This is a genomic window from Microvirga sp. CF3016, assembly GCF_036314085.1.
Classification (GTDB): Bacteria; Pseudomonadota; Alphaproteobacteria; order Rhizobiales; family Beijerinckiaceae; genus Microvirga.
Genome location: NZ_JAYGGM010000001.1, coordinates 119,035 through 140,363, shown reverse-complemented (window position 1 = coordinate 140,363; position 21,329 = coordinate 119,035). Strand labels below are relative to the sequence as shown.

The window sequence follows — 21,329 nt, the reverse complement described above, 5'->3', positions numbered from 1 at the left end:
CGGTCAGAACCACGGGAGGTGGAACACGATGACCGCACAAGACCACGAAGGAACTTTGCCGGAGCAAAGGGAGACGGCCCCGACCACTCATCGAAGCCAAGGGAGGACCAGCGATAGAGGCGCATGGTTGCGCTGGGCGCCCGGGTTGCGAACTCTTCTCCAGTACGAGCCGGCATGGCTGGGCCACGATCTCATGGCCGGACTGGTACTGGCGACAATGCTGGTTCCAGTCGGGATTGCCTACGCCGTGGCATCGGGCCTTCCGGGCATCTGCGGCCTCTACGCCACGATCATCCCGTTGCTGGTCTATGCCATGGTTGGCCCGAGCCGAATTCTTGTCCTCGGCCCGGATTCCGCCCTGGCGGCCGTCATCCTCGGCGTCGTTCTCCCCTTGTCTGGCGGGGATCCGCAGCGCGCCGTCGCCCTGGGCGGCATGATGGCCCTCGTGTCGGGAGCGGTCTTGATCCTGGCCGGGTTGGCACGCCTGGGCTTCGTGACCGAGCTCCTGTCCAAGCCGATCCGCTACGGTTACATGAACGGCATCGCCTTGACGGTGCTAATCAGCCAACTTCCCAAACTCTTCGGCTTCTCAGTCGAGAGCACGGGACCGTTGCGCGACCTGTCGACCATCGCCGGGGCCGTTGTGGCCGGCAGGATGAACTGGGCTGCCTTCGCAGTTGGGACAGCGACCTTGGCGGCGATCCTCTTACTCCGGGGGAGCAAGCGCGTGCCTGGCATCCTGGTTGCCGTTGTGGGTGCCACCATCCTGGCCAGCCTGTTCGACTTGGCAGAGCGCCATGATGTCTCGACCCTCGGCTCCCTGCCCCAGGGACTGCCCGGTTTCACGCTCCCTTGGATCGGGATTGCCGACATTGTTTCCGTACTGATCGGAGGCTGCGCTGTCGCCATGGTGTCGTTCGCCGACACCAGTGTGCTCTCGCGCGCCTACGCTGCTCGGACCCACACCACGGTCAATCCCAATCAGGAGATGGTGGGCCTCGGAGCCGCCAACCTCGCCACCGGGTTCTTCCAAGGCTTTCCGATCAGCAGCAGCAGCTCGCGCACGCCTGTCGCGGAGGCCGCGGGCGCCCGTACGCAGCTGACCGGCATCGTCGGCGCGCTCACCATCGTTCTGCTTCTGCTGGTAGCCCCCAACCTCCTGCGGAACCTTCCAACCGCGGCCCTGGCCGCCGTCGTCATTGCATCGGCCATTGGCCTATTCGAGGTGACCGAGCTCAAGCGGATCTACCGAATCCAACGCTGGGAATTCTGGCTGTCAATCGCCTGCTTCGCCGGCGTGGCGGTGTTCGGCGCCATTCCGGGGATCGGTCTGGCAATCGTGATTGCGGTGATCGAATTCCTGTGGGACGGCTGGCGTCCCTACTCTACGGTCCTGGGCCGCCCTGCCGGGGTCGAAGGCTACCATGACATCACGCGCTACCCCGAGGCTCGCCGGATTCCCGGCTTGGTCCTGTTCCGGTGGGACGCGCCGCTGTTCTTCGCCAATGCGGAGCTGTTTCGCGAGCGCGTTCTCGCCGCAGTGGCAGAATCCCCAACTCCGGTGCGGGGTGTCGTGGTCGCGGCGGCACCTGTCACCAGTATCGACGTAACTGCGGCAGATGCTCTAACCGAGCTCGATCAGTCCTTGCAGGCACAGGGTATTCAATTTTCCTTTGCTGAGCTCAAGGATCCGGTCAAGGATAAGCTGAAGAGGTTCGGACTAATGACCTGGTTCGGCGAGACGCGGTTCTTCCCCACAATCGACGCGGCCGTTTCTAGTTATATCGTTGCTCAAGATACAAACCGGAAGGCTGGAGAGTGACGACATGCCTGTCGAGATCGAGCGCAGCGGCCAGCGCTGAGAGAGCAGAGTTTCCTAGCGAGCAGACCATGGCACAGCCGGGTCAGTGTCGTTGCACCCCGCGTCGGCAACCATTGGCCAAGTGGCCGAACTGGAGCGCGGCTGTTGCGTTGCTCTTCCGAACCACGTGAGGTTCAGGGTACGCTTCAGGTTGATGTTCGCTGCTGTTGTGATCCTGGGAGCCGACGCAGGCACGGCTCAAGTCTATCCGCCGCTACCGCCGTCGCGGAACGCGATGACGTGCTTGCGCGTGATCTGCCCGATGTCATCGACGCCGGCGTGCTCACGGAACCTCGCGAACGTGTTCTCCATGTCATCGGTGAGGTGGGCGTTGATCGGCTTCTTCGCGAGCGTGCGATTGGCCTTCCATTGCGCCAGGCAATCGGCGAGCGTGTGGCCTGCTGCGGGCTGCGCCGCGAGGGATACGGAGGCCATTGCGGGCGGCACGATGATCCGCTCCGCCGCCGGCGAGGCCTTGCGCCACGGGCCTTGGATGTCGTCAGGGTGCGGGTGGTCGAAGCCGTCGCGCTTCGTCTCGCGCAGAATCGTCTTGTCTGCGGCCCGCAGCTCCGCGGCGAAGCACGCCCGCATGAAGCGGTCGAAATATTGGCTGCCCTTTTCGATGCGGACACCAAGCGGCGCGACGTTGCGTTGGACCTGATCGCAGCGCCTCTCAATGAATTCGGCGAGCGTCATGTCGGCGAGTGTGTGCGCGAGCCTCGACCGCCGGGCCAGCCACTGCGGCCCGAACCCCTCGATTGCGTAGGGATCGATGAGCGCGATCCCGGTCGCGCCCTGGAGCCTGGCCTCCAAGTCCGCCTGCAACAGGTCGGCCTCCAGCCCCCGGGCCAGGGACTCCCAATCGGGCTAGGTCCAGCCCGAGGTGTCCAGGGCGCCGGCGACCGGCTTCTTGGCCACGAGGCCCCGAGGGAGAAGTGGATCATGGCCTTGCCGATCTCGTCGACGAGGTCCTTGGGGACGCACAGCACGAATTGGTAGGTCGAGCCGCGCTTGGTCAGGTTGGTGGAGGCACTCACGAATTCGCCCATGTTCATCAGATCGAGGGGTGTTCAACGCCCCGGCGCGGGCTGAAACCGTTGTGAGCTAAGGAATTTGGCCCCTTGGTTAGGGGAATTGGTGGGCCCGGCAGGACTCGAACCTGCAACCAGACCGTTATGAGCGGCCGGCTCTAACCATTGAGCTACAGGCCCTTCCGGAGAAGGCAAGGGAACCTCTAACGGAAGGAAAGCCTTTCGTCACCCCTTGCATGGCGGAAGGCCCGGCCCTCCCAAGCCCCAGAACCTGGAAGAGAGCATCGGCCCCGGGCGAGCCGGGACGTCATGTTCCTGTAATACATTGCAAAATCCGTCAAGCCGGTTTCGCTCCTGCCCGCTCGGGCCGGCTGTCGCATGGCCATCGACGCCTCGGAGATCCAAGCCCCCTCTTGACCCCTGCCGGCTTCGACCATCTGTCTGCATTCACGGTCGCATCGGGTCTCCCGGCCAGACCGGACATGGAGGATGGGATGGGATTGCTGATCGACGGTGTCTGGCAGGATCAATGGTACGATACCAGGGGCACCGGCGGGCGCTTCATCCGCAAGGCATCGGACTTCCGGAACTGGATCACCGCCGACGGCTCGCCGGGCCCCACCGGAGAAGGCGGCTTCAAGGCGGAGCCGGGGCGGTATCATCTCTATGTCTCGGTCGCCTGCCCCTGGGCTCACCGCACCCTGATCATGCGCAAGCTCAAAGGCCTCGAAGAGATGATCCCTGTCTCCATCGTGCACTGGCGCATGCTGGAGCACGGCTGGACCTTCGAGGACGGTCCGGGCGTCATCCCGGATCCTGTCAACCGGGCGCAATATCTCCATCAGATCTACACGGCGGCACAGCCGGATTACACGGGCCGTGTGACGGTGCCGGTGCTCTGGGACAAGGCGACCGGCACCATCGTGAGCAACGAATCCGCCGAGATCATCCGCATGATGAACGCTGCCTTCGACGGGATCGGCGCCAGACCCGGCGATTACTGTCCGCAGGACCTGCAGGACGAGATCGACGGCCTCAACGCGCGGATCTACGACAACGTCAACAACGGGGTCTACAAGGCAGGCTTCGCGACCACGCAGCAGGCTTATGACGAGGCGGTTCATCCGCTCTTCGAAACGCTCGATTCTCTCGACGAGAGCCTGTCCTCACGCCGCTATCTCTGCGGCGACAGAATGACCGAGGCCGACATTCGTCTCTTCACCACGCTGGTGCGCTTCGATCCGGTCTATGTCGGCCACTTCAAGTGCAACCTGCGCCGCATCGCGGATTACCCGCACCTCTCGGGTTATCTGCGCGACATCTACCAGACGGGTGGCATCGCCGAGACCGTGGACATGGATCATATCAAGGGGCACTACTACGAGAGCCACAGACACATCAATCCAACCGGAATCGTGCCGCTCGGACCGCTGCTCGATCTCGATGCACCTCACGGACGGGACAGTATCTAAGGTTTGTAGACCTCGATGGCCTCGGCGAAGCCTTCGACCTCGTGAGCGCCGAGCGGCGACGGATCGCCCCAGAGATGCTCGACGAAGGGCTTCGACATGAGCAGCGGCTCACCCAGTGTCTTGTTCAGCTCCGCGATGCGGCTTGCGAGATTCACGTCCCGCCCGATCACCGTGAAATCCAGCCGCTGGCCGGAGCCGACATTGCCGTAGGCCGCATCGCCGTGATGGAGCGCGAAGCCCACGTTGATCGGCACCGGGAAACGGCCCTCGTTGTTGGCCGCCTCGATGCGCCGAAGAGCCTTCGTGGCGGCGGTGAGCGCCGACTGCGCGGCACCGCCCGTGTCGTCGCCCTTGTCGCGCACGATGGCGAGAAGTCCGTCGCCGAGATATTTCAGCACCTCGCCGCCCTCGTCCTCGATGGGCGGCACGAGGCAGTCGAAATAGTTGTTCAACAGATCGACGGCGCTCTCAGGGCTCAAGGTCGAGGAGATATGCGTGTAGTCGCGCATGTCGGCGAACAGAATGGCCGAGCGGATCCGCGTCACCTGCCCGCGTTGAATGGCACCCGACAGGATCGCCTTGTGCGGATCGTCCCCCACGTAGATGCGCAGCACCTCGTCGAGCCGGTTGCTCGTGGCGCGCAGCTCGGTCACGAGGGCGAAGGACGGGATCACCATGCGCAGGATCGTGAGCTCGCGGGTGCCGAAACCTTGCGGCGACCTCGTCGCGAACGAGATCGCGTTCTCGGCCCCGTTGGTGAAGCGGATGGGAATCGTGACGTAATGACGATAGCCCGCCTCTTTCAGTTCGGGAACGATCGGGAAGAGGTCGTCGGGGGTGTTCGTGAGGTCGAGGACGAGCCATTCGCCGGTGCGATTCACGTGGGCGAAGGGGCTCATCTGATAAACGGTCTCGCGACGATCCCCGTGCGGAAGGTAGCGCACGACGGTCCCCTCCTCCCGGGTCCAGAATCGTCCGATGCCGGCATATTCCGAATGCAGCGTCTCGATGGCCGAGACGGCCCGGTCGATGGGCAGGCCAAGCTCGATCAGACGGTTGAGAAAGCCTGCCAGAACCTCGTTCGAATCCTCCATCTGGCCTGCGACCGTGATCAGCCAGTCACGCAGGGCAATGACGCGGGCGAGGCTCTCGGCATCGAGGCTGCGAGCCATGATCAACAGATCGTCCGAGGAGATCGAAGGAAGGGAGGGTGACATCATAAGGCCAAGGTGTGTTGCCCCCATGGATCCTTCAACCCATGGGGAAACTTTCCATCATGAAAGCTGGGATGCCTGTCTCGAAAGGGCAATGGCTTTGACAGAAGCCGGCCGCCGGAATAGAGCCAAGCCATGGCAAGCATCGATACGCTTTTCGTCACCAAAGTCTACCGCGCCGAGCTGACGGGCGCCAAAGCCGAGCGCCGGAACGGGGAGCTGGAGGCGGCCTGCCTCTCCATCGCCGAGGACGACGAGGCCGGCCAGCGCTGGTGTGCCAAGCACGGCTATCCGGGCTACACGTCCTATGCCTCCCTGAACGACCTCCCTTGGCGGGTACCCGTTTTCGGCGAGCTCCTGAAGGACCTCGACAAGCATGTGGCGGCCTTCGCCAAGGAGCTGGAACTCGACCTCCAGGGCCGCAAGCTCGTGCTCGACAGCCTGTGGATCAACATCCTTCCGCCCGGCGGCATCCACACCTCGCACATTCACCCGCATTCGGTGATCAGCGGCACCTATTACGTGACTATCCCGGAAGGCGCGAGTGCGCTCAAGCTCGAGGATCCGCGTCTCGGCTTCATGATGGCGGCCCCGCCGCGCAAGGCCAAGGCACGGCAAGAGAACCGGCAATTCGCCTATATGAAGCCGGTTCCCGGCACGGTGCTGCTCTGGGAAAGCTGGCTGCGTCACGAGGTGCCCCTGAACGAGGCCGAGAGCGAGCGCATCAGCGTGAGCTTCAATTACTCCTGGCAGTAGCAGGCGTTAAGCCTCGGCCCACATCCGGAAGAGATTGGCGCTGGACTTCGCCAGGAGGTCGAATTCCGGCGTCTTGCCGGACCGGGCGAACAGGGTGCGCTTGGCCGTCTCCAGGTCGAACAGAAGCTCGCGTCTGGCGCTGTCGCGTACGTAGCTCTGCGCCCAGCCCACCGCCACGACGCGCTCTCCCCGCGTAACCGCCGCCACCCGGTGCAGGCTCGTGGAATCATAGGCGACGAGGTGCCCTGCCGGCAGCTTCACCTCCTCTTCGCCGGAGACTGATTCGATCACCAGCTCTCCACCATCATAGGAGTCCGGATCGGCCAGGAAGAGCGTGAAGGACACATCGGTGCGGACGCCGTTCATCAGCGGATTGTCCACGTGAGATCCATAAGCCTTGCCCTCGCCGTAGCGGGCAAAGGTCAGCGGCGTCAGCACCTTCGGGCGCACGGCGAGGCCGAAGACCTCGTTGCCGAGGATGGCCTTCGACACCTTCTCCCGAAGCAAGGTGAGCGCGGCGCCTTCGCGGGCCTGCTCGTTGTCCTTGACCAGCTTGGCACTCCATCCTGCCGTCGCACGGCCATCCTCGAAGCGCATGGAGCCCAGCACGGCACGGACTTCGTCAAGTTCGTCTCGAGGCAGGACATCCGCGATGGTGATCAGCATGGGAGAGACCCTACAGGCTTGTCAGAAACCCCCATAGGATGTAGCTAAATCATTGTAAAGGCACGCAGTTTTTATCTTTTCTAAACTGACCGCGGCGACCTTTCCTGCCGAGGGGAGATATCATGAAGAAACGGAAGATTTGGGCGGGCCTGGGCACCGCCGTCCTGGTCGCGGCACCCGCGGCTTCTCAAGGAACGGTCCTGCCCGTCCAGCCTCAGGCCGGGATCGAAGCCAAGGCCGACCAGACCCTGCTCCACCTCGCTCAGCACCAGGGTCATGCGGCACCGGCCGCAACGGCTGGCGGCGAGGGCGAGGGTGAAGGCGGCGGTGCCGCGCAGCTCCAGCCGTCCATCCACGTCTATCGTGGTATCGAGATGATTCGGGGCCATCTTCTGGTCGGCGCCGAGCTGATCGAGGGCGGCCGCTGGGCCGACGCCCTGCCTCACTTCCTGCATCCGGAGGAAGAGATCTACGGCAGCATCCGCGACCAGCTGAAGAGCTTCAACATCGCCCCCTTCCAGGCGGCCCTGAAGTCCCTGTCCCAGACCGTGAAGGCCAAGAACAAGGAGGCCTATGTCCGCGCCCGTGCGGCTCTCGACGAGCGTTTGACCGCTGCCGAGACGGCCGTGAAGGCGAAGGAAGAGAACGGCACCTATTTCGTCCTCGAAACGGCTCTCGAAGTCCTGCAGCAGGCCGCCGACGAATACGAAGAGGCCGTCGAGAAGAACCGCATCGCCAACGTGGTCGAGTACCAGGATGCGCGCGGCTTCGTGCTGGAGGTCGATCGGCTCGTCGGCACCGTCATGCCGGCAGCCTCTGCCAAGAACGCGGACGCGGCCAAGGCCCTGCAGGCGAGCCTCAGCGACCTGAAGGCCACCTTCCCGGCCGTGACGCCGCCGAAGCAGGCGGTCAAGGATTCCGGCGAATTCCTGAGCACCGTCGCGAAGTTCGAGCTGCAGCTCGGAAACTTCCAGTAACCGCCATGCCGCGCGAAGGCCTCGCCAAAGCCGGCCGGGTGCTCGCGAGCCTTGTGCTCGCGGCCCTCGTCGGCGGAGCGGCCGACAAGCCCGCCCCGCTCGATGTCGAGCACTGGCGAACGGTCTTCGCGCGTCCCGACCATGCCCCGACGCCCGCCGACAATCCGGCCACTCCGGACAAGGTGGCGCTCGGCGCGAAACTGTTCGAGGACACGCGCCTTTCGGGTTCCGGCGACATGGCATGCGCGACCTGCCATCAGGCCGACTTGTCCTTCTCCGACGGCGTGGACCGCCATGTCGGCCATGACGGACAACCCCTCGACCGTCGCACGCCCCCTCTTTGGAATCTGGCCTGGGGCCTGTCCTTCTTCTGGGACGGCAGGGCTCCGAGCCTGGAAGCGCAGGCGATGGTGCCCATCGAGAACGAGCGCGAGATGGCCGGCAACCTGCAGACGGCCTTGCGCGCACTGTCCACCGATGCGCAGATGCGCAAAGCATTCGCGGACGCCTTCCCGGATGATCCTGTCGTCACGCAAGCCAATCTGGCCAAGGCTCTTGCGGCCTTCCAACGGACGCTCGTCTCACCTGAAAGTCGATTCGACCGCTGGGTGAAAGGCGACGACAAGGCGCTGGAGCCTGATGAGCTGGCCGGCCTCTCCCTTTTCGTCGGCAAGGCCGGATGCGTGGCGTGCCACCAGGGCTGGCGCTTCACCGATGAGGCGTTCCACGACATTGGCCTGCCGAGCCAGGACAAGGGCCGCGGGCCCGTTCTCGGGGTGAGCGCGGTCGACCATGCCTTCAAGACGCCGAGCCTGCGCGAGCGCGTCTGGTCGGCGCCCTATATGCATGACGGCTCGCTGGACACGTTCGACGACGTCGTCGACCACTACGCCAAACGGGTGGTGCAGCGCCCCACCCTCTCGGCCGACCTGCCACGGAAGCTCGATCTCGACGACAAGGAGCGGTCGCAGCTCGTTGCGTTCCTCAACACCCTGTCGAGCGACGATCCTCCCCGGCCCGCGAACCTGCCGGCGAAGACGATGGTCTTGGGCACGAATGCGCAGGCGATCCCCGTCTCCACCGTCAGCCAGAAGGACCGCCGCTTCACGCCCGGCGCCATCATTCTGAAGGTGGGCGAGGCCCTGCGGATCCTCAACGACGACACCCGCGTGCATAACGTGCGCATCGACGGGCCGGGCAAGAGCTTCAATTCCGATGCCCAGAACCCGGGCGACACGGTGACCGTCGGGTTCGATCAGCCGGGCCACTACGACGTGATCTGCGGCATCCATCCGGAGATGCGCCTCAGTGTCGAAATCGCTCAGGCCCGCTGAGGAAAAGAAAAATACACGCCTCGTTTCCGGCGACACGCCCCCGGCGGCTGCGCTAAAACAGGGTCATGCCAATGCTTCGTGACGACGACACCCTTTTTGCCGCCCTCATCGCCCGCGATCCTTCCTATGAGGGATTTGCCTATGTGGGCGTGAAGACGACAGGCATCTTCTGTCGCCTGACCTGCCCGGCCAGGAAGCCGAAGCGCCACAACGTGGTGTTCTTCTCCTGCAAGGACGCGGCCCAGGATGCGGGCTTTCGCCCCTGCCTGCGCTGCAAGCCCCTCGACCTCAAGCGACCGGCGAGCGGCGCGCTCGATGCCTTGAGGGACAAGATCAGGTCCGAGCCGGAAAAACGCTGGAGCGCCGAGGACGTGAAGGCTCTCGGATACGACCCCTCCACCGTGCGCCGAGCGTTCCAGCGCGAATACGGCATCACCTTCGCGCAATATGCGCGCTCGCAGCGTTTGGGCCTAGCGGTGAACACATTGCAGCGGGGAGGTTCCGTGATGGATGCCCAGCTCGATGCTGGCTACGAATCCGGCAGCGGCTTCCGCGATGCAATCAGCCGGCTTATCGGCGATGCTCCGATCCGCACGCCGATGCATCAGATCCTGACGGCGCAATGGCTCGACACACCCATCGGTGCCATGCTTGCCGTGGCGGACGATGCGGGCGTGCACCTGCTGGAATTCGCAGAGCGAAAGGCGCTTCCGACCGAGATCGAACGCTTGCGCAACCGCGTCGGGCCGATATGCTTCGGGCAACATCCAATGCTCGACACATTAGCCCGTCAGGTGGAGCAATACTTTGCCGGGCACTCGCTGTCCTTCGACGTGCCCGTCGTTCAGAAAGGGACGCCCTTCGAGACAACGGTCTGGAATGCCCTGCAGCAGATCCCGGCAGGCACCACGCGCAGCTACGGCGAGATTGCCCGCTCCATCAACCGTCCCGATGCGCCGCGTGCCGTGGCACGGGCGAACGGCGCCAATCAGGTGGCAATCATCGTGCCCTGTCACCGCGTGATCGGCGCCGACGGGTCGCTCACCGGCTATGGTGGCAAGATCTGGCGCAAGCAATGGCTGCTGGAACACGAGCGACGCATCGCAGCGACATTCTCCAAGGGGTAAGAAGCATGACGGACCAAGTCACGAAAGCCAAGACGTTCAAGGATCTCCACGTTCCAGGACGGCCGATCATCCTGTTCAACGCCTGGGATGCGGGCAGCGCCAAGGCCGTTGCGGCGAGCGGCGCGAAGGCCGTTGCCACAGGGAGCTGGTCGGTCGCGGCCGCGCACGGCTTCGACGACGGCGAGCACATGCCATTCGATCTCGCCATCGCCAATCTGGAGCGCATCGTGGCGGCAACCCATTTGCCGGTCACCGTCGATCTGGAGAGCGGTTACGGGGCCGATCCCGAGGCGGTCGGTGCCACGATCGGCCGCGCGGTGCAGGCCGGCGCCATCGGCTACAACATCGAGGACGGCTTCCGTGAAGCGACGCTGCGTGAGGTATCGGACCAAGCCGCGCGCCTCAAAGGCGCCAAGGCTGCGGCAGACAGGTTCGGGGTTCCGGCCTTTCTGAACGCGCGAACGGACGTATTCCTGATCGCGTCGGCAGATCAGCACGAGAGCCTCGCCGCCGCCGCCCTGGAACGGGCCCGCGCCTATGCCGATGCCGGGGCCGACGGGTTCTTCGTCCCCGGCCTTGCCGACGAGAGGCTGATCGCCCGTGTCGTCGAAGGCTCGCCTCTTCCGGTGAACATCATGGCAGGCGCGAGGACGCCTTCGGCCGCGCGTCTCGCGGAGCTCGGCGTCGCCCGCATCAGCCATGGGCCGGGCCCATACCGCATGGCGATGAAGGCTCTTGAGGATGCCGCACGCGCGGCCCTGCTCTGACGGATGCTTTTTTAAGCGCGCTTCTTCTCGATCTTCGGCAGGAAGTACGCCAAGAGGCCAATGGCCGGCAGGAACGAGCAGACCCTGTAGACGGTCTCGATGCTCGTCATGTCGGCCAGTTGCCCCAGCAGCGCCGCACCCAGGCCCGCCATGCCGAAGGAGAGGCCGAAGAAGAGGCCCGCGATGGTGCCGACACGGCCGGGCACGAGTTCCGTGGCGTAGACGAGAATCGACGAGAAGGCCGAGGCCAGAACGAGCCCGATGGTGACGCTCAGGACCGCCGTCCAGAACAGGTTGGCGTAGGGCATCGCCAGCGTGAAGGGCAGAACGCCGAGAATCGAGATCCAGATCACGTAGCGCCGCCCGATCCTGTCGCCGATGGCGCCGCCGAGAACCGTCCCGACGGCAAGCGCGCCGAGGAAGACGAAGAGATAGATCTGCGCGTCCTGCACCGAAACCTGGAACTTTGAGATCAGGTAGAAGGTGAAGTAGTTGGTGAGGCTCGCGACGTAGAAGTCCTTCGAGAAAACCAGCAGGATCAGAATCGCGAGCGAGATGGCGATGCGCCTCTTGGAGACCAGCGATCCGCTCTCAGGCGCACGGGGCTTGGCGCGCAGATCCGCGAGCTTGGCCTGATACCAGCGCCCGATGGCGAACAGGATCAGCATCGCCAGCAGGGCCACGGCGGAAAACCACGCGATGCTCGGCTGCCCGAACGGCACGACGATGAAGGCGGCGAGCAGCGGGCCCAAGGCCGTCCCCGCATTGCCCCCGACCTGGAACACCGACTGAGCCAAACCGTGCCGCCCGCCCGAGGCGAGACGGGCGACCCGGGAGGATTCCGGGTGAAAGACCGATGATCCCATGCCGACGAGGGCCGCCGCCAGAAGCAGGACCGGATAGGAGCCCGCCCGCGAGAGCGTCAGCAGGCCGATGAGGGTAAAGCCCATGCCGACGACGAGGGAGAACGGCTGCGGTCGGCGATCCGTGAATGAGCCGATCAGGGGCTGGAGCAGCGATGCGGTGAGCTGAAACGTCAGGGTCAGCAGGCCGATCTGCCCGAAATCGAGGTGAAAATTGCTTTTGAGGATCGGGTAGATCGCCGGCAGCAGCGACTGGATGAGGTCGTTCAGCATGTGCGAAACGCTGATGGCCGCCAGGATCGGAACGGCGACACGCTCCACTCGCACGGGCTGCGGGGCAGCGGACAGGGCAGGCGTCTGGTTGGTCATCGTTGTTCTTCGTGATGATGCCAAGCTTGCCGCCAAGCCCGGCCTTAAGGCGTTTCCAGCCTCTGCTATAGACCAGAATCCGCGTCCGATCTCCCTCTCATCCTGCAGGGCAGGGTTACAGCGCAGGCAGGCTAAGTTTCCTGCCTGTCCTGCCGATAATCCCGGAGATCTTTCGAGAAACAAGGTATCACGCAGGTCACAACTTCTTCCCATTTCCTCTCTAATGCACAGGGCTCCGAGCTTTGACTTCGGCAATTTGAAGAATTGATAAGACCAAGGGGTGTTTCATGTCGCAAGCCACGGCCTATGAGCAGTTGATGCTCGAGCTGGTGAACCGCGAACGGGCGAAAACAGGCGCTCAGCCGCTTGCCCTCAACGGCGACCTCAACGAATCGGCGGATTCTCACAGCAGCTGGATGATCGCGACCGACACGTTCGACCATGCGGGTGCGGGCGGGTCTTCTCCGCACCAGCGAATGATCAATGCAGGCTATATCTTCGCAGGCTCTTGGACCTCGGCGGAGAACATCGCCTGGGTCAGCGCCCGCGCTCCTGCGGGACTCCAGGACGAGGTGGAGCTGCTGCACGCGAACCTGATGAACAGCCCTGGTCACAAGGCCAACATTCTCAACGGAACCTTCCGCGAAATCGGCATCGGATTCGACACAGGCTCGTACCAGACCTGGGACGGGGCCTTCGTCACGCAGAATTTCGCCCTGTCCGGCACGGCGGTGTTCCTCACCGGCGTCAGCATGGACGACAAGGACGGCGACCGCCTCTACGACATCGGCGAGGGTCTCGGCGGCCTCAGCGTGACCGCCGTGAGCGCGAGCGGCGCTCAGTACAGCACCACGACGCATGCCGCCGGCGGCTACAGCCTGGCGCTTGCTGCCGGCACGTACACAATCACCTTCTCGGGTGGCGGCTTCGCCCCCGTGACCAGTCAGGTGACCATCGGCAGCGCCAACGTGAAGCTCGACCTCATCGACCCGGCAACGGGCACGCCGACGACCGGAGGCACTCCGACCACTGGCCCCCTCGACGGCACCGCGGGCAGCAACACCCTCAGGGGCACATCTGCGGCCGACACGATCAATGGCAATGGCGGCAACGACAAGCTCTTCGGCAACGGCGGCAGTGACAAGCTCTATGGTGGAACCGGGAACGACGCCCTCACGGGCAATGCCGGCAACGATCGCCTTTACGGCGACAGCGGAAAGGACACCCTGTCGGGCAGCAGCGGCAACGACATTCTGACCGGCGGCACGCATGCGGACACGTTCCGCTTCTCGGGTCAGTGGGGCAAGGACAAGATCACCGATTTCAGGAACGGCAGCGACCGCATTGATCTGCGCGCCACGGATCTGAGCTTCAGGGAGCTCGGCATCCGCCAGTTCAATGCCGACAGCGACGGCAAGGCTGACGACGTGATCATCAGGGGCGACGGCCAGTCGATCACCCTACTGAACGTGAAGCTCTCGCTGATCGGTGCGTCCGACTTCCTGTTCTGACGCAGGCGCATTCCAAAAGCAAAAGGGCGGGCTCGAGAGCCCGCCTTTTTCTTGCCAGGTGCGGCTTGCGGTCACTCGGCAGCGACGAGGACCGTTTCTCCCGCCGGAACATGCGTCTCGACGGTGCCGTCATAGACGGCCCGGTCGAGGACGCGCTCCTCCTTGGCGACGATCACCGGCACGAGGATCTGGCCCGTCACGTTGGTCATGGTGCGCATCATGTCGACGACGCGGTCGATCGCGATGATGTAGCCGATGCCTTCGAGCGGCAGTCCCGCGGTGCTCAAGGTCAGCGTGAGCATGACGATGGAAGTGCCGGGCACGCCGGCGGTGCCGAGCGAGCCCAGAACCGCCGTCAGGCCGATGAGCACGTACTGCGTCAGCGAGAGATCAAGGCCGAAATACTGAGCGATGAAGATCGACGCGATGGCGGGATAGATCGCCCCGCACCCGTCCATCTTCACGTTGGCGCCGAGCGGCACGGCGAAGCTCGCATAGCTCTGCGGCACGCCGAGCTTCTCGACGGCCACGCGCAGGGACATGGGCAGCGTGGCGAGGCTCGACGAGGTGGCGAAGGCCATCTGCATGGCCGGCGCGGCGCCGCGGAAGAAGCGACCCACCTTCAGGCCGTGCAGCTTCAGGAGACCGCCATAGACCACGACGATGTGGAACAGACAGGCGAGATACATGGCGGCGATAAACTTGCCGAGCGGCAAGAGCGACGCCAGGCCGTAGCGCCCGACAACCCAGGCGATCAGGCCGAACGTACCGATGGGGGTGAGCTGCAGCACCCAGCGCGTGATGCGGAACACCAGCGTCGCGCCCTGATCGACGAGGCTGCGGATGCCGGCGGTCTTCTCGCCCAGCGAGACGAGCGCCGCGCCGACGATGCCGGCGAAGAACAGCACTTGCAGCACGTTGGTGTCGGCCATGGCCTTGATCGGGTTCGTCGGCACGATGCCGATCAGCACCTCGAGCGGCGTCGGGATCGTGCGCGGCTTCACCTCGCCGAGCGGCAGGTTGGAGAGGCCAAGGCCCGGATCGATGAGATGGCCGAAGGCGATGCCCACCAGCACGGCGATCGCCGAGGTGGCGACGAACCAGAACAGGGTCCGCAGGCCCAAGCGCGCCACGTTGCCTGCCTCGGCGAGCTTCGCCACACTGGACGTGATCGTGAAGAACACGAGCGGAATCACGATCATCCGCACCAGATTCAAGTAGAGGTCGCCGAGCGGCTTGAACCAGGCGGTCGCCTGCTCTCCGGCCAGCACACCCGCCAGAATGCCGAGGGCAAAGCCCACGGCGACGCGCTGCCAGAGCGGTCGTGTAAACCACGAATTAAACATGTGGATCGCCTTGTATTTACGAATGCATCTGCAAATAAGCTCTGGCCGGAGAAAGCACAAATGCCGCCTGTGCAGGGCTGGGGGCGGGATGCCGCATGGGCGGCTCATCCTCACAATGGCGTGTGAGCCTGTTGCCCCTCTGGGATGGCCATCCATCTCCGGGGTTGTCCGAGCAAAAAGACCCCAGACCGATTCATGCGCCTCCTCTCAAGCCTAGACCGACGCCAAACTGGACTGGCTCTTCTCCTCACGTTCGCCGGCGCGATGAACGCCTCCGCCCAGCCGGCCTCCCCTCCCTCGGCTCTCGATGTCAAGCTGTTCGAGGACACGGTCGAGCGTGGCAGGGAGCTCCCGAACCTGCGCGCTCTGATCGTGTCCCACAACGGGAACGTCCTGACCGAGCGGGCCTTCGGCGGTGCAAGGCTCGACCGTCCGACGAACATCAAGTCCGCGTCGAAGACCATCATGTCGGCGCTGGTCGGCATCGCCATCGAGCGCGGCGTTCTGCAGAGCGTCGACCAGCCGGTCGCGTCGATCCTCGGTCCGAGCATTCCCGCCGACGCCGATCCGAGGATCCGGCAGGTCACCGTCGGCCATCTGCTCTCCATGCAGGCCGGACTGGAGCGCACCTCGGGCCGCAACTACGGCGCCTGGATCAGCAGCGGCAACTGGGTCCGCTACGCGCTCTCGCGCCCCTTCGTGGACGAGCCCGGCGGGCGCATGCTCTATTCGACCGGCAGCACGCATCTCCTCTCGGCGGCGCTGACCCGGGCCTCGAAGCGCAGCACGCTCGATCTGGCCCGCGACTGGCTCGGGGAGCCGCTCGACATCACCATCGCGCCCTGGACGCGCGATCCGCAGGGCATCTATCTCGGCGGCAACGAGATGGCGCTCTCGCCCCGCGCGCTCCTGCGCTTCGGCGAGATGTATCGCCAGGGCGGCATGATCGACGGCAAGCGCGTCGTCTCGGAAAACTGGATCAGGGAATCCTGGACGCCGCGCACATCATCACCCTTCACCGGCGATGCGTACGGCTATGGCTGGTTCATGCGCGAGATGCGCGGGCACAGGGCCCATTACGCCTGGGGCTTCGGCGGCCAGATGCTCTACGTCATTCCCAGCCTCGGCCTGTCCATCGTCATGACGTCGGATGCGACCGAACCGTCCCGCGAGGACAACTATATCGGACAGCTTCACGCCCTCGTGGCGGACGGCATCGTGCCGGCCTTCCTGCCGAAGCCAGGCGAGACGACCGGCAGCCTGGGATCAGGCGGTCGGCCGTCGTTCGAGAGGCGGCTCTAAATGCCCGGCCTCTTCTTCGTGCGAACCGAGCGAGCGCTCGCCTTCTTCGACGTGTTCAATGCCACAGCCGCGCGAATGAGCGCCTTCAGGGCCTCCTCGTCGATCCTGTCGCCCTCGCGGAGATCGATGGCACGGCGGGTACTGCCTTCGAGGCTGGAATTGAAGAGGCGTGACGGATCCTCCAGCGAAGCCCCCTTGGCGAAGGTCATCTTCACGACGTTCTTGTAGGTCTCGCCCGTGCAGATGATCCCGTCGTGCGACCAGACCGGGACGCCTCGCCACTTCACCTCCTCGATCACGTCGGGATCGGCCTCTCTGATGAGAGTGCGAACCCGGGCGAGCATCTCGCCCCGCCAATCGCTCAGTTCCTCGATCTTCGCATCGATCAGCCGAGAGGACGATTGCTCTCCATCGGCCTCTTGCACGTCGTCCGTCGTCATGGCTTTCGTCCTTGTGGTTGCCGCTTACATGGTCTCGCCGGGCAGTTGGCTGGCCTGCTCTACCCAGGCTGCAAACTGCGCTTCGTCCAGGGGATCGTTCTCGTGGATATGGAAGTAGCGCACGTCCTTTTGTCTGGACCCTTCAGGAGGAATGGGGTTGAGCAGCGCGCCGCGGAAGAAGGCGATCTTGATGTATTTCGCGAAGCAATGAATGCCGAGGAACCAGCCCCGTCCCTCGATGCCGTAGAGCGGCGAGTTCCATTTGACGGCCTTGTGCACACCGGGAACGGTGCGCGTGATGAGCGCGTCGAGGCGGCGTCCCACATCGCTCTTCCAGCCCGGCATCGCGGCGATATAGGCCTGCACGGGAGCATCGCCGTAGCCTTTCGCGATCTGAGGATTGCCGCCCGAGAGAAGTGCCGGCTCCGCGGTCGTCTTTGCGACCTTCGCAGGCTTCCCGGATGTCCTAGTGAGCGCAGGATCGGTCATTGGTGCCCCCATTGCTGACGTGCGGACGTGCTGACGTGCTGACGTGCTGACGCCCTTCATCCTGCTTCTATTGTGTAAACAAGTCCTAATCCAGCAGCAGGCCCAGCACCAGCGGCAGAAGCAGCGCGGTGACGAGCGCATTGAGGCCCATGGCGATGCCGGCAAAGGTCCCCGCGAGCGAATTGACCTGAAACGCGCGGGCCGTCCCGATGCCGTGCGAGGCGAGCCCCACCGCGAAGCCGCGGGCGCGCCAGTCCGTCATGCGTAAGCCGTTCATCAGCGGCGTGACCATGATCGAGCCGACGACGCCGGTGAGCATGATCAGGACGGCCGTCAGGGCCGGATCTCCCCCTAACGCTTCGGTGATGCCCATGCCCACGGGAGCGGTGACGGATTTCGGCGCAAGCGAGACGAGGATCGGAATCGGTATGCCGAAGAGCTGCGCGACGCTCACCGCCGAGACGATCGCCGTGACGGAGCCTACGACCAGCGCCACCATCATGGGCACGATGGCGCGCAGGACGATGCGCCTGTTTTCATAGAGCGGAATAGCCAGCGCCACGGTGGCCGGCCCGAGCAGGAAGTGCACGAATTTCGCACCCTCGAAATAGACCGGGTAGGACGTGCGCGTCGCCCACAGCACGAGAGCGACGGCCAAGACGGAGATCAGGACCGGATTGCACAGAGGATGCCGCTTGCAGGCTTGGGAGATCCGGTCGGCGATCACGTAAGCCCCGAGCGTCACCACGAGCCAGAGCAGCGGCGTCTGCGAAAGGTAAACCCACAGCGAAAAAGCCTGGCCACTCATGGCTTCTCCCCTGCCCGCGCATCGTCCGTCGCTTCCATGGTCGAACCGCTCAGGCGCGACACGACGACGAAGGTCGCCACCGTCACGACGAGCGTGACGAAGGTCGAGACCACGAGCGCGACGACGAGCCCGATGCCATATTCCGCCAGCACGTCGAGCCTTTGCACGACGCCGACGCTCGCCGGGATGAACAGCAGCGAGAGATGCGCGAGCAACCCCTTGCCGGTTGTGTCCAGGGTGCGGCCGAACTCCGGTACCCTTGACTGGATCCTGTCGCGCAGCATCAGGAACGCCAGCAGGAACAGCATGCCGAGCACCGGGCCGGGCAAAGGCCAGCCGAGGCCACGCGCGACGACCTCGCCCAGGAGCTGGCACAGGAGAATGACGGTGAGGCTGATGATCATCGCGAGCCGGTTGCTGGTCTCACAAGATAGCGCTTGAAGATGCGGTCCACGGGCGTGCCATCCTGGAGGGGAACTCCCTCATGGACCTTGTAGGTCTCGAAGCCCATCTTCTCGTAATAGGCCAGACCGCCCTTGTTGTCCGCGCGGATCACGGCATTGATGGCGATCAGCCCGAGTTCTGCCGCTTTCGCTTTCGTGTGCTCGAACAAGGCAGTTCCGACGCCAGGGACCTTCGGCTTCGCCCGGGCGAAGGTGCCGATATCCGCCCAGCCGTCCGATAGTCCGGGATAGCGGCTGAGCGCCTGGAACCCCAGAGGCATCGCAGTCCGCGCATCTTCGGCAACGAGACAGGCGATGCAGTCCTCGCCATCGATGAAGATCCTGCCGAACGCGGCATGGGTCATCGGCGTCTCGTAGGCGGTCGTGCCGCCGATCCCGATGATGACGTTCAGGATCTCGCACAGAGGCGCAACATCGTGGGGAACCGCGGGACGGATGCGCAATCCGTCATGGGGCAGGCTGACCATGGGGACCGATCCAAGAAAAAGGCGGGTCCGAAGCCCGCCTTGTCAGTTCGCTTAATTGTCGAGGAAGCTCCGGAGCTTCCGGCTGCGGCTCGGATGCTTGAGCTTGCGCAGGGCCTTCGCCTCGATCTGGCGGATGCGCTCGCGGGTCACCGAGAACTGCTGGCCGACCTCCTCGAGGGTGTGGTCGGTGTTCATGCCGATGCCGAAGCGCATGCGCAGCACTCTTTCCTCGCGCGGGGTCAACGACGCGAGCACTCGCGTCGTGGTCTCACGAAGATTGCTCTGGATCGCCGCGTCGATGGGCAGGATCGCGTTCTTGTCCTCGATGAAGTCGCCGAGGTGTGAATCCTCCTCGTCGCCGATGGGCGTCTCGAGGGAGATCGGTTCCTTGGCGATCTTAAGGACCTTGCGCACCTTCTCCAGCGGCATGGCGAGCTTTTCCGCCAGCTCCTCCGGGGTCGGCTCGCGGCCGATCTCGTGGAGCATCTGGCGCGACGTGCGGACGATCTTGTTGATCGTCTCGATCATGTGCACCGGGATGCGGATCGTGCGGGCCTGGTCGGCGATCGACCGGGTGATCGCCTGCCGGATCCACCAGGTGGCGTAGGTCGAGAACTTGTAGCCGCGCCGGTACTCGAACTTGTCCACCGCCTTCATGAGGCCGATATTGCCCTCCTGGATCAGGTCCAGGAACTGAAGGCCGCGGTTCGTGTACTTCTTGGCGATGGAGATCACGAGGCGAAGGTTCGCCTCGATCATTTCCTTCTTCGCCTGACGGGCCTCGCGCTCGCCCTTCTGCACCATCATGACGATGCGGCGGAACTCCTGGATCTCCAGGCCGGTCTCGCTGGCGAGCGTGTGGATGTTCTCGCGCAGGTCGTGGATCTTATCCTTCGCCTTGGCGACGAAGTCCTTCCAGCCCTTGCCGCCGAGCTTGGAGACGCGCAGCACCCATTTCGGGTCGAGTTCCCAGCCCTGGTAGTGCTTGAGGAACTCCTCGCGGGCCACCCCGTGGCTTTCGGCCAAGCGCATCAGGCGGCCCTCATGGGAGATGAGGCGCTTGTTGATGTCGTAGAGCTGCTCGACCAAGGCTTCGATGCGGTTATTGTTCAGTGACAGGGACTTCACCGCCGCCACGATATCCGCCTTGAGCTCCTTGTACTTGCGCTCCTGGGCCGGGGTCAGCTGCTTGTTCTGCATGCGCTGTTCCACATGCTCGACCTGCAGACGGCGCAGCTTCTTGTAGTTGTCGGCGATGGAATCGAAGGTCTCGAGAACGCGCGGCTTCAGCTCGGCCTCCATGGCCGAAAGCGACACGTTGTTCTCCATGTCGTCGTCGTCGAGCTCGCCCTCGGGCGGGGTCATGCCCTCTTCGGTCTCGGCGGCCTCCTCCTCCGGCTCACCCTCGCTCAGGGCATCCACCTTGGGCGCACCCTTGCCGTCGGGGCCGGCATAGGTGGCCTCGAGGTCGATGATGTCACGCAGGAGCACCCGGCCCTCGACGAGCTCGTCGCGCCAGATGATGATGGCCTGGAAGGTCAGCGGGCTCTCGCAGAGGCCCGCGATCATGGCCTCGCGCCCGGCCTCGATGCGCTTGGCAATCGCGATTTCGCCCTCGCGGGAGAGAAGCTCCACCGAGCCCATCTCGCGCAGGTACATGCGCACCGGATCGTCCGTGCGGTCGGTCGGCTCCTTGGTGGTCTCGCGCACCGCGACCGCGCGGGTCTGGGAGGCCTCGACGAGATCGCCGCCCTCGCTCTCTTCCTCGTCGGCCTCCGGCTGGGCGTTCTCGTCGGTCTCCTCGGACTCGACGACGTTGATGCCCATCTCGGAGAGCTGGCCGAGAACGTCCTCGATCTGCTCCGAGGAGAACTCCTCCGGAGGCAGGACCTCGTTCAATTCGTCATAAGTGACGTACCCGCGCTTCTTCGCGAGCTTGATCATCCGCTTGACGGCGGCATCGCTCAGGTCGAGCAGGGGCCCATCGGTCTGCTGCTCGGTCGTCGTCGTATCGCCTTCGTCGCCGCCGGTTGTCTTCGTCGCCATGCTTTGCTCAACTCCAGCG

At 64.3% G+C, this 21,329-nt stretch carries 20 protein-coding genes and 1 tRNA gene; 9 read left to right on the top strand and 12 right to left on the bottom strand.

What is annotated here, in order from left to right:
- Positions 1 to 28: 28 nt before the first annotated feature.
- Positions 29 to 1,822: a SulP family inorganic anion transporter gene (locus tag VB672_RS00765; protein WP_329782255.1), complete on the top strand. Its 1,794-nt coding sequence runs from the start codon at positions 29 to 31 to the stop codon at positions 1,820 to 1,822.
- A 243-nt stretch (positions 1,823 to 2,065) separates the two neighbouring features.
- Here VB672_RS00765 and VB672_RS00760 read toward each other — a convergent pair whose 3' ends face one another.
- Both VB672_RS00760 and VB672_RS00755 read right to left on the bottom strand, forming a co-directional pair.
- Positions 2,066 to 2,686 (bottom strand): hypothetical protein, encoded by a 621-nt coding sequence (locus tag VB672_RS00760; RefSeq protein WP_329782254.1) that lies wholly within the window; start codon positions 2,684 to 2,686, stop codon positions 2,066 to 2,068.
- Positions 2,687 to 2,996: 310 nt separating this feature from the next.
- Positions 2,997 to 3,072: transfer RNA gene (locus VB672_RS00755), tRNA-Ile, on the bottom strand.
- A 314-nt stretch (positions 3,073 to 3,386) separates the two neighbouring features.
- On the opposite strand from VB672_RS00755, the gene VB672_RS00750 reads away from it, so the two are divergent.
- Positions 3,387 to 4,364, top strand: coding sequence for a glutathione S-transferase family protein (locus VB672_RS00750; RefSeq protein WP_329782253.1), 978 nt, complete (start codon positions 3,387 to 3,389; stop codon positions 4,362 to 4,364).
- On the opposite strand, the gene VB672_RS00745 is transcribed toward VB672_RS00750, so the two are convergent.
- Complete coding sequence (locus tag VB672_RS00745; protein WP_329782252.1) at positions 4,361 to 5,536, bottom strand: adenylate/guanylate cyclase domain-containing protein; 1,176 nt, start codon at positions 5,534 to 5,536, stop codon at positions 4,361 to 4,363. The two genes, VB672_RS00750 and VB672_RS00745, sit on opposite strands and share 4 nt — an antisense overlap.
- 177 nt (positions 5,537 to 5,713) lie before the next feature.
- Between VB672_RS00745 and VB672_RS00740 the strand changes: the two genes are divergently transcribed.
- Positions 5,714 to 6,334 carry a TIGR02466 family protein gene (locus VB672_RS00740; RefSeq protein ID WP_329782251.1) on the top strand — a complete coding sequence of 207 codons (621 nt, stop codon included), beginning with the start codon at positions 5,714 to 5,716 and terminating at the stop codon, positions 6,332 to 6,334.
- 6 nt (positions 6,335 to 6,340) lie between these two features.
- Here the strand turns inward: VB672_RS00740 and VB672_RS00735 are convergent, their stop codons facing one another.
- Positions 6,341 to 7,000: a Fe2+-dependent dioxygenase gene (locus tag VB672_RS00735; protein WP_329782250.1), complete on the bottom strand. Its 660-nt coding sequence runs from the start codon at positions 6,998 to 7,000 to the stop codon at positions 6,341 to 6,343.
- Between the two features lie 122 nt (positions 7,001 to 7,122).
- Between VB672_RS00735 and VB672_RS00730 the strand changes: the two genes are divergently transcribed.
- From VB672_RS00730 to VB672_RS00715, 4 genes are all read left to right on the top strand, one after another.
- Positions 7,123 to 7,977, top strand: a complete 855-nt coding sequence (locus tag VB672_RS00730) for a hypothetical protein (protein ID WP_329782249.1) — start codon at positions 7,123 to 7,125, stop codon at positions 7,975 to 7,977.
- 5 nt (positions 7,978 to 7,982) lie between these two features.
- The gene (locus VB672_RS00725; RefSeq protein ID WP_329782248.1) at positions 7,983 to 9,311 is read left to right on the top strand and encodes a cytochrome c peroxidase; all 1,329 of its coding nucleotides are present in this window, start codon (positions 7,983 to 7,985) and stop codon (positions 9,309 to 9,311) included.
- Between the two features lie 71 nt (positions 9,312 to 9,382).
- Positions 9,383 to 10,438 carry a bifunctional transcriptional activator/DNA repair enzyme AdaA gene (locus tag VB672_RS00720; RefSeq protein ID WP_329782247.1) on the top strand — a complete coding sequence of 352 codons (1,056 nt, stop codon included), beginning with the start codon at positions 9,383 to 9,385 and terminating at the stop codon, positions 10,436 to 10,438.
- 5 nt (positions 10,439 to 10,443) lie between these two features.
- Positions 10,444 to 11,205 (top strand): isocitrate lyase/PEP mutase family protein, encoded by a 762-nt coding sequence (locus tag VB672_RS00715; protein ID WP_329782246.1) that lies wholly within the window; start codon positions 10,444 to 10,446, stop codon positions 11,203 to 11,205.
- 11 nt (positions 11,206 to 11,216) lie between these two features.
- Here VB672_RS00715 and VB672_RS00710 read toward each other — a convergent pair whose 3' ends face one another.
- Entirely contained in the window at positions 11,217 to 12,437 is a 1,221-nt protein-coding gene (locus VB672_RS00710; protein WP_329782245.1) for an MFS transporter, read from the bottom strand.
- A gap of 287 nt (positions 12,438 to 12,724) precedes the next feature.
- Here VB672_RS00710 and VB672_RS00705 point away from each other — a divergent pair, with 287 nt between their 5' ends.
- Positions 12,725 to 13,948: a CAP domain-containing protein gene (locus tag VB672_RS00705; RefSeq protein WP_329782244.1), complete on the top strand. Its 1,224-nt coding sequence runs from the start codon at positions 12,725 to 12,727 to the stop codon at positions 13,946 to 13,948.
- A gap of 71 nt (positions 13,949 to 14,019) precedes the next feature.
- On the opposite strand, the gene VB672_RS00700 is transcribed toward VB672_RS00705, so the two are convergent.
- Positions 14,020 to 15,294, bottom strand: a complete 1,275-nt coding sequence (locus VB672_RS00700; protein ID WP_329782243.1) for a dicarboxylate/amino acid:cation symporter — start codon at positions 15,292 to 15,294, stop codon at positions 14,020 to 14,022.
- A 195-nt stretch (positions 15,295 to 15,489) separates the two neighbouring features.
- Here VB672_RS00700 and VB672_RS00695 point away from each other — a divergent pair, with 195 nt between their 5' ends.
- Positions 15,490 to 16,596: a serine hydrolase domain-containing protein gene (locus tag VB672_RS00695; RefSeq protein WP_329782242.1), complete on the top strand. Its 1,107-nt coding sequence runs from the start codon at positions 15,490 to 15,492 to the stop codon at positions 16,594 to 16,596.
- On the opposite strand, the gene VB672_RS00690 is transcribed toward VB672_RS00695, so the two are convergent.
- The 6 genes from VB672_RS00690 to rpoD form a co-directional block, all read right to left on the bottom strand.
- On the bottom strand, positions 16,593 to 17,036 hold the full coding sequence (locus tag VB672_RS00690) for a DUF1801 domain-containing protein (protein WP_329782241.1): 444 nt from the start codon (positions 17,034 to 17,036) through the stop codon (positions 16,593 to 16,595). The genes VB672_RS00695 and VB672_RS00690 overlap by 4 nt on opposite strands.
- 24 nt (positions 17,037 to 17,060) lie before the next feature.
- Complete coding sequence (locus VB672_RS00685; protein ID WP_329782240.1) at positions 17,061 to 17,525, bottom strand: DUF1801 domain-containing protein; 465 nt, start codon at positions 17,523 to 17,525, stop codon at positions 17,061 to 17,063.
- A gap of 85 nt (positions 17,526 to 17,610) precedes the next feature.
- Positions 17,611 to 18,333 (bottom strand): LrgB family protein, encoded by a 723-nt coding sequence (locus VB672_RS00680; protein WP_329782239.1) that lies wholly within the window; start codon positions 18,331 to 18,333, stop codon positions 17,611 to 17,613.
- Positions 18,330 to 18,737 (bottom strand): CidA/LrgA family protein, encoded by a 408-nt coding sequence (locus tag VB672_RS00675; RefSeq protein WP_329782238.1) that lies wholly within the window; start codon positions 18,735 to 18,737, stop codon positions 18,330 to 18,332. The genes VB672_RS00680 and VB672_RS00675 overlap by 4 nt, the downstream gene beginning before the upstream one ends.
- On the bottom strand, positions 18,734 to 19,240 hold the full coding sequence (locus VB672_RS00670; protein ID WP_442931892.1) for a GNAT family N-acetyltransferase: 507 nt from the start codon (positions 19,238 to 19,240) through the stop codon (positions 18,734 to 18,736). Before VB672_RS00670 ends, VB672_RS00675 begins: the two co-directional genes overlap by 4 nt.
- 75 nt (positions 19,241 to 19,315) lie before the next feature.
- The gene (gene rpoD / locus VB672_RS00665) at positions 19,316 to 21,310 is read right to left on the bottom strand and encodes an RNA polymerase sigma factor RpoD (protein ID WP_329782236.1); all 1,995 of its coding nucleotides are present in this window, start codon (positions 21,308 to 21,310) and stop codon (positions 19,316 to 19,318) included.
- Positions 21,311 to 21,329: the final 19 nt, after the last annotated feature.

Bases quoted from the DNA above. Each gene is read 5' to 3' on its own strand.
- VB672_RS00685 (WP_329782240.1), bottom strand. From the start codon at position 17,525: ATGACCGATCCTGCGCTCACTAGGACATCCGGGAAGCCTGCGAAGGTC.
- VB672_RS00705 (WP_329782244.1), top strand. From the start codon at position 12,725: ATGTCGCAAGCCACGGCCTATGAGCAGTTGATGCTCGAGCTGGTGAAC.
- rpoD (WP_329782236.1), bottom strand. From the start codon at position 21,310: ATGGCGACGAAGACAACCGGCGGCGACGAAGGCGATACGACGACGACC.
- VB672_RS00690 (WP_329782241.1), bottom strand. From the start codon at position 17,036: ATGACGACGGACGACGTGCAAGAGGCCGATGGAGAGCAATCGTCCTCT.
- VB672_RS00700 (WP_329782243.1), bottom strand. From the start codon at position 15,294: ATGTTTAATTCGTGGTTTACACGACCGCTCTGGCAGCGCGTCGCCGTG.
- VB672_RS00680 (WP_329782239.1), bottom strand. From the start codon at position 18,333: ATGAGTGGCCAGGCTTTTTCGCTGTGGGTTTACCTTTCGCAGACGCCG.
- VB672_RS00735 (WP_329782250.1), bottom strand. From the start codon at position 7,000: ATGCTGATCACCATCGCGGATGTCCTGCCTCGAGACGAACTTGACGAA.
- VB672_RS00720 (WP_329782247.1), top strand. From the start codon at position 9,383: ATGCTTCGTGACGACGACACCCTTTTTGCCGCCCTCATCGCCCGCGAT.
- VB672_RS00710 (WP_329782245.1), bottom strand. From the start codon at position 12,437: ATGACCAACCAGACGCCTGCCCTGTCCGCTGCCCCGCAGCCCGTGCGA.
- VB672_RS00745 (WP_329782252.1), bottom strand. From the start codon at position 5,536: ATGGCTCGCAGCCTCGATGCCGAGAGCCTCGCCCGCGTCATTGCCCTG.
- VB672_RS00730 (WP_329782249.1), top strand. From the start codon at position 7,123: ATGAAGAAACGGAAGATTTGGGCGGGCCTGGGCACCGCCGTCCTGGTC.
- VB672_RS00750 (WP_329782253.1), top strand. From the start codon at position 3,387: ATGGGATTGCTGATCGACGGTGTCTGGCAGGATCAATGGTACGATACC.
- VB672_RS00695 (WP_329782242.1), top strand. From the start codon at position 15,490: ATGCGCCTCCTCTCAAGCCTAGACCGACGCCAAACTGGACTGGCTCTT.
- VB672_RS00725 (WP_329782248.1), top strand. From the start codon at position 7,983: ATGCCGCGCGAAGGCCTCGCCAAAGCCGGCCGGGTGCTCGCGAGCCTT.
- VB672_RS00740 (WP_329782251.1), top strand. From the start codon at position 5,714: ATGGCAAGCATCGATACGCTTTTCGTCACCAAAGTCTACCGCGCCGAG.
- VB672_RS00765 (WP_329782255.1), top strand. From the start codon at position 29: ATGACCGCACAAGACCACGAAGGAACTTTGCCGGAGCAAAGGGAGACG.
- VB672_RS00675 (WP_329782238.1), bottom strand. From the start codon at position 18,737: ATGATCATCAGCCTCACCGTCATTCTCCTGTGCCAGCTCCTGGGCGAG.
- VB672_RS00715 (WP_329782246.1), top strand. From the start codon at position 10,444: ATGACGGACCAAGTCACGAAAGCCAAGACGTTCAAGGATCTCCACGTT.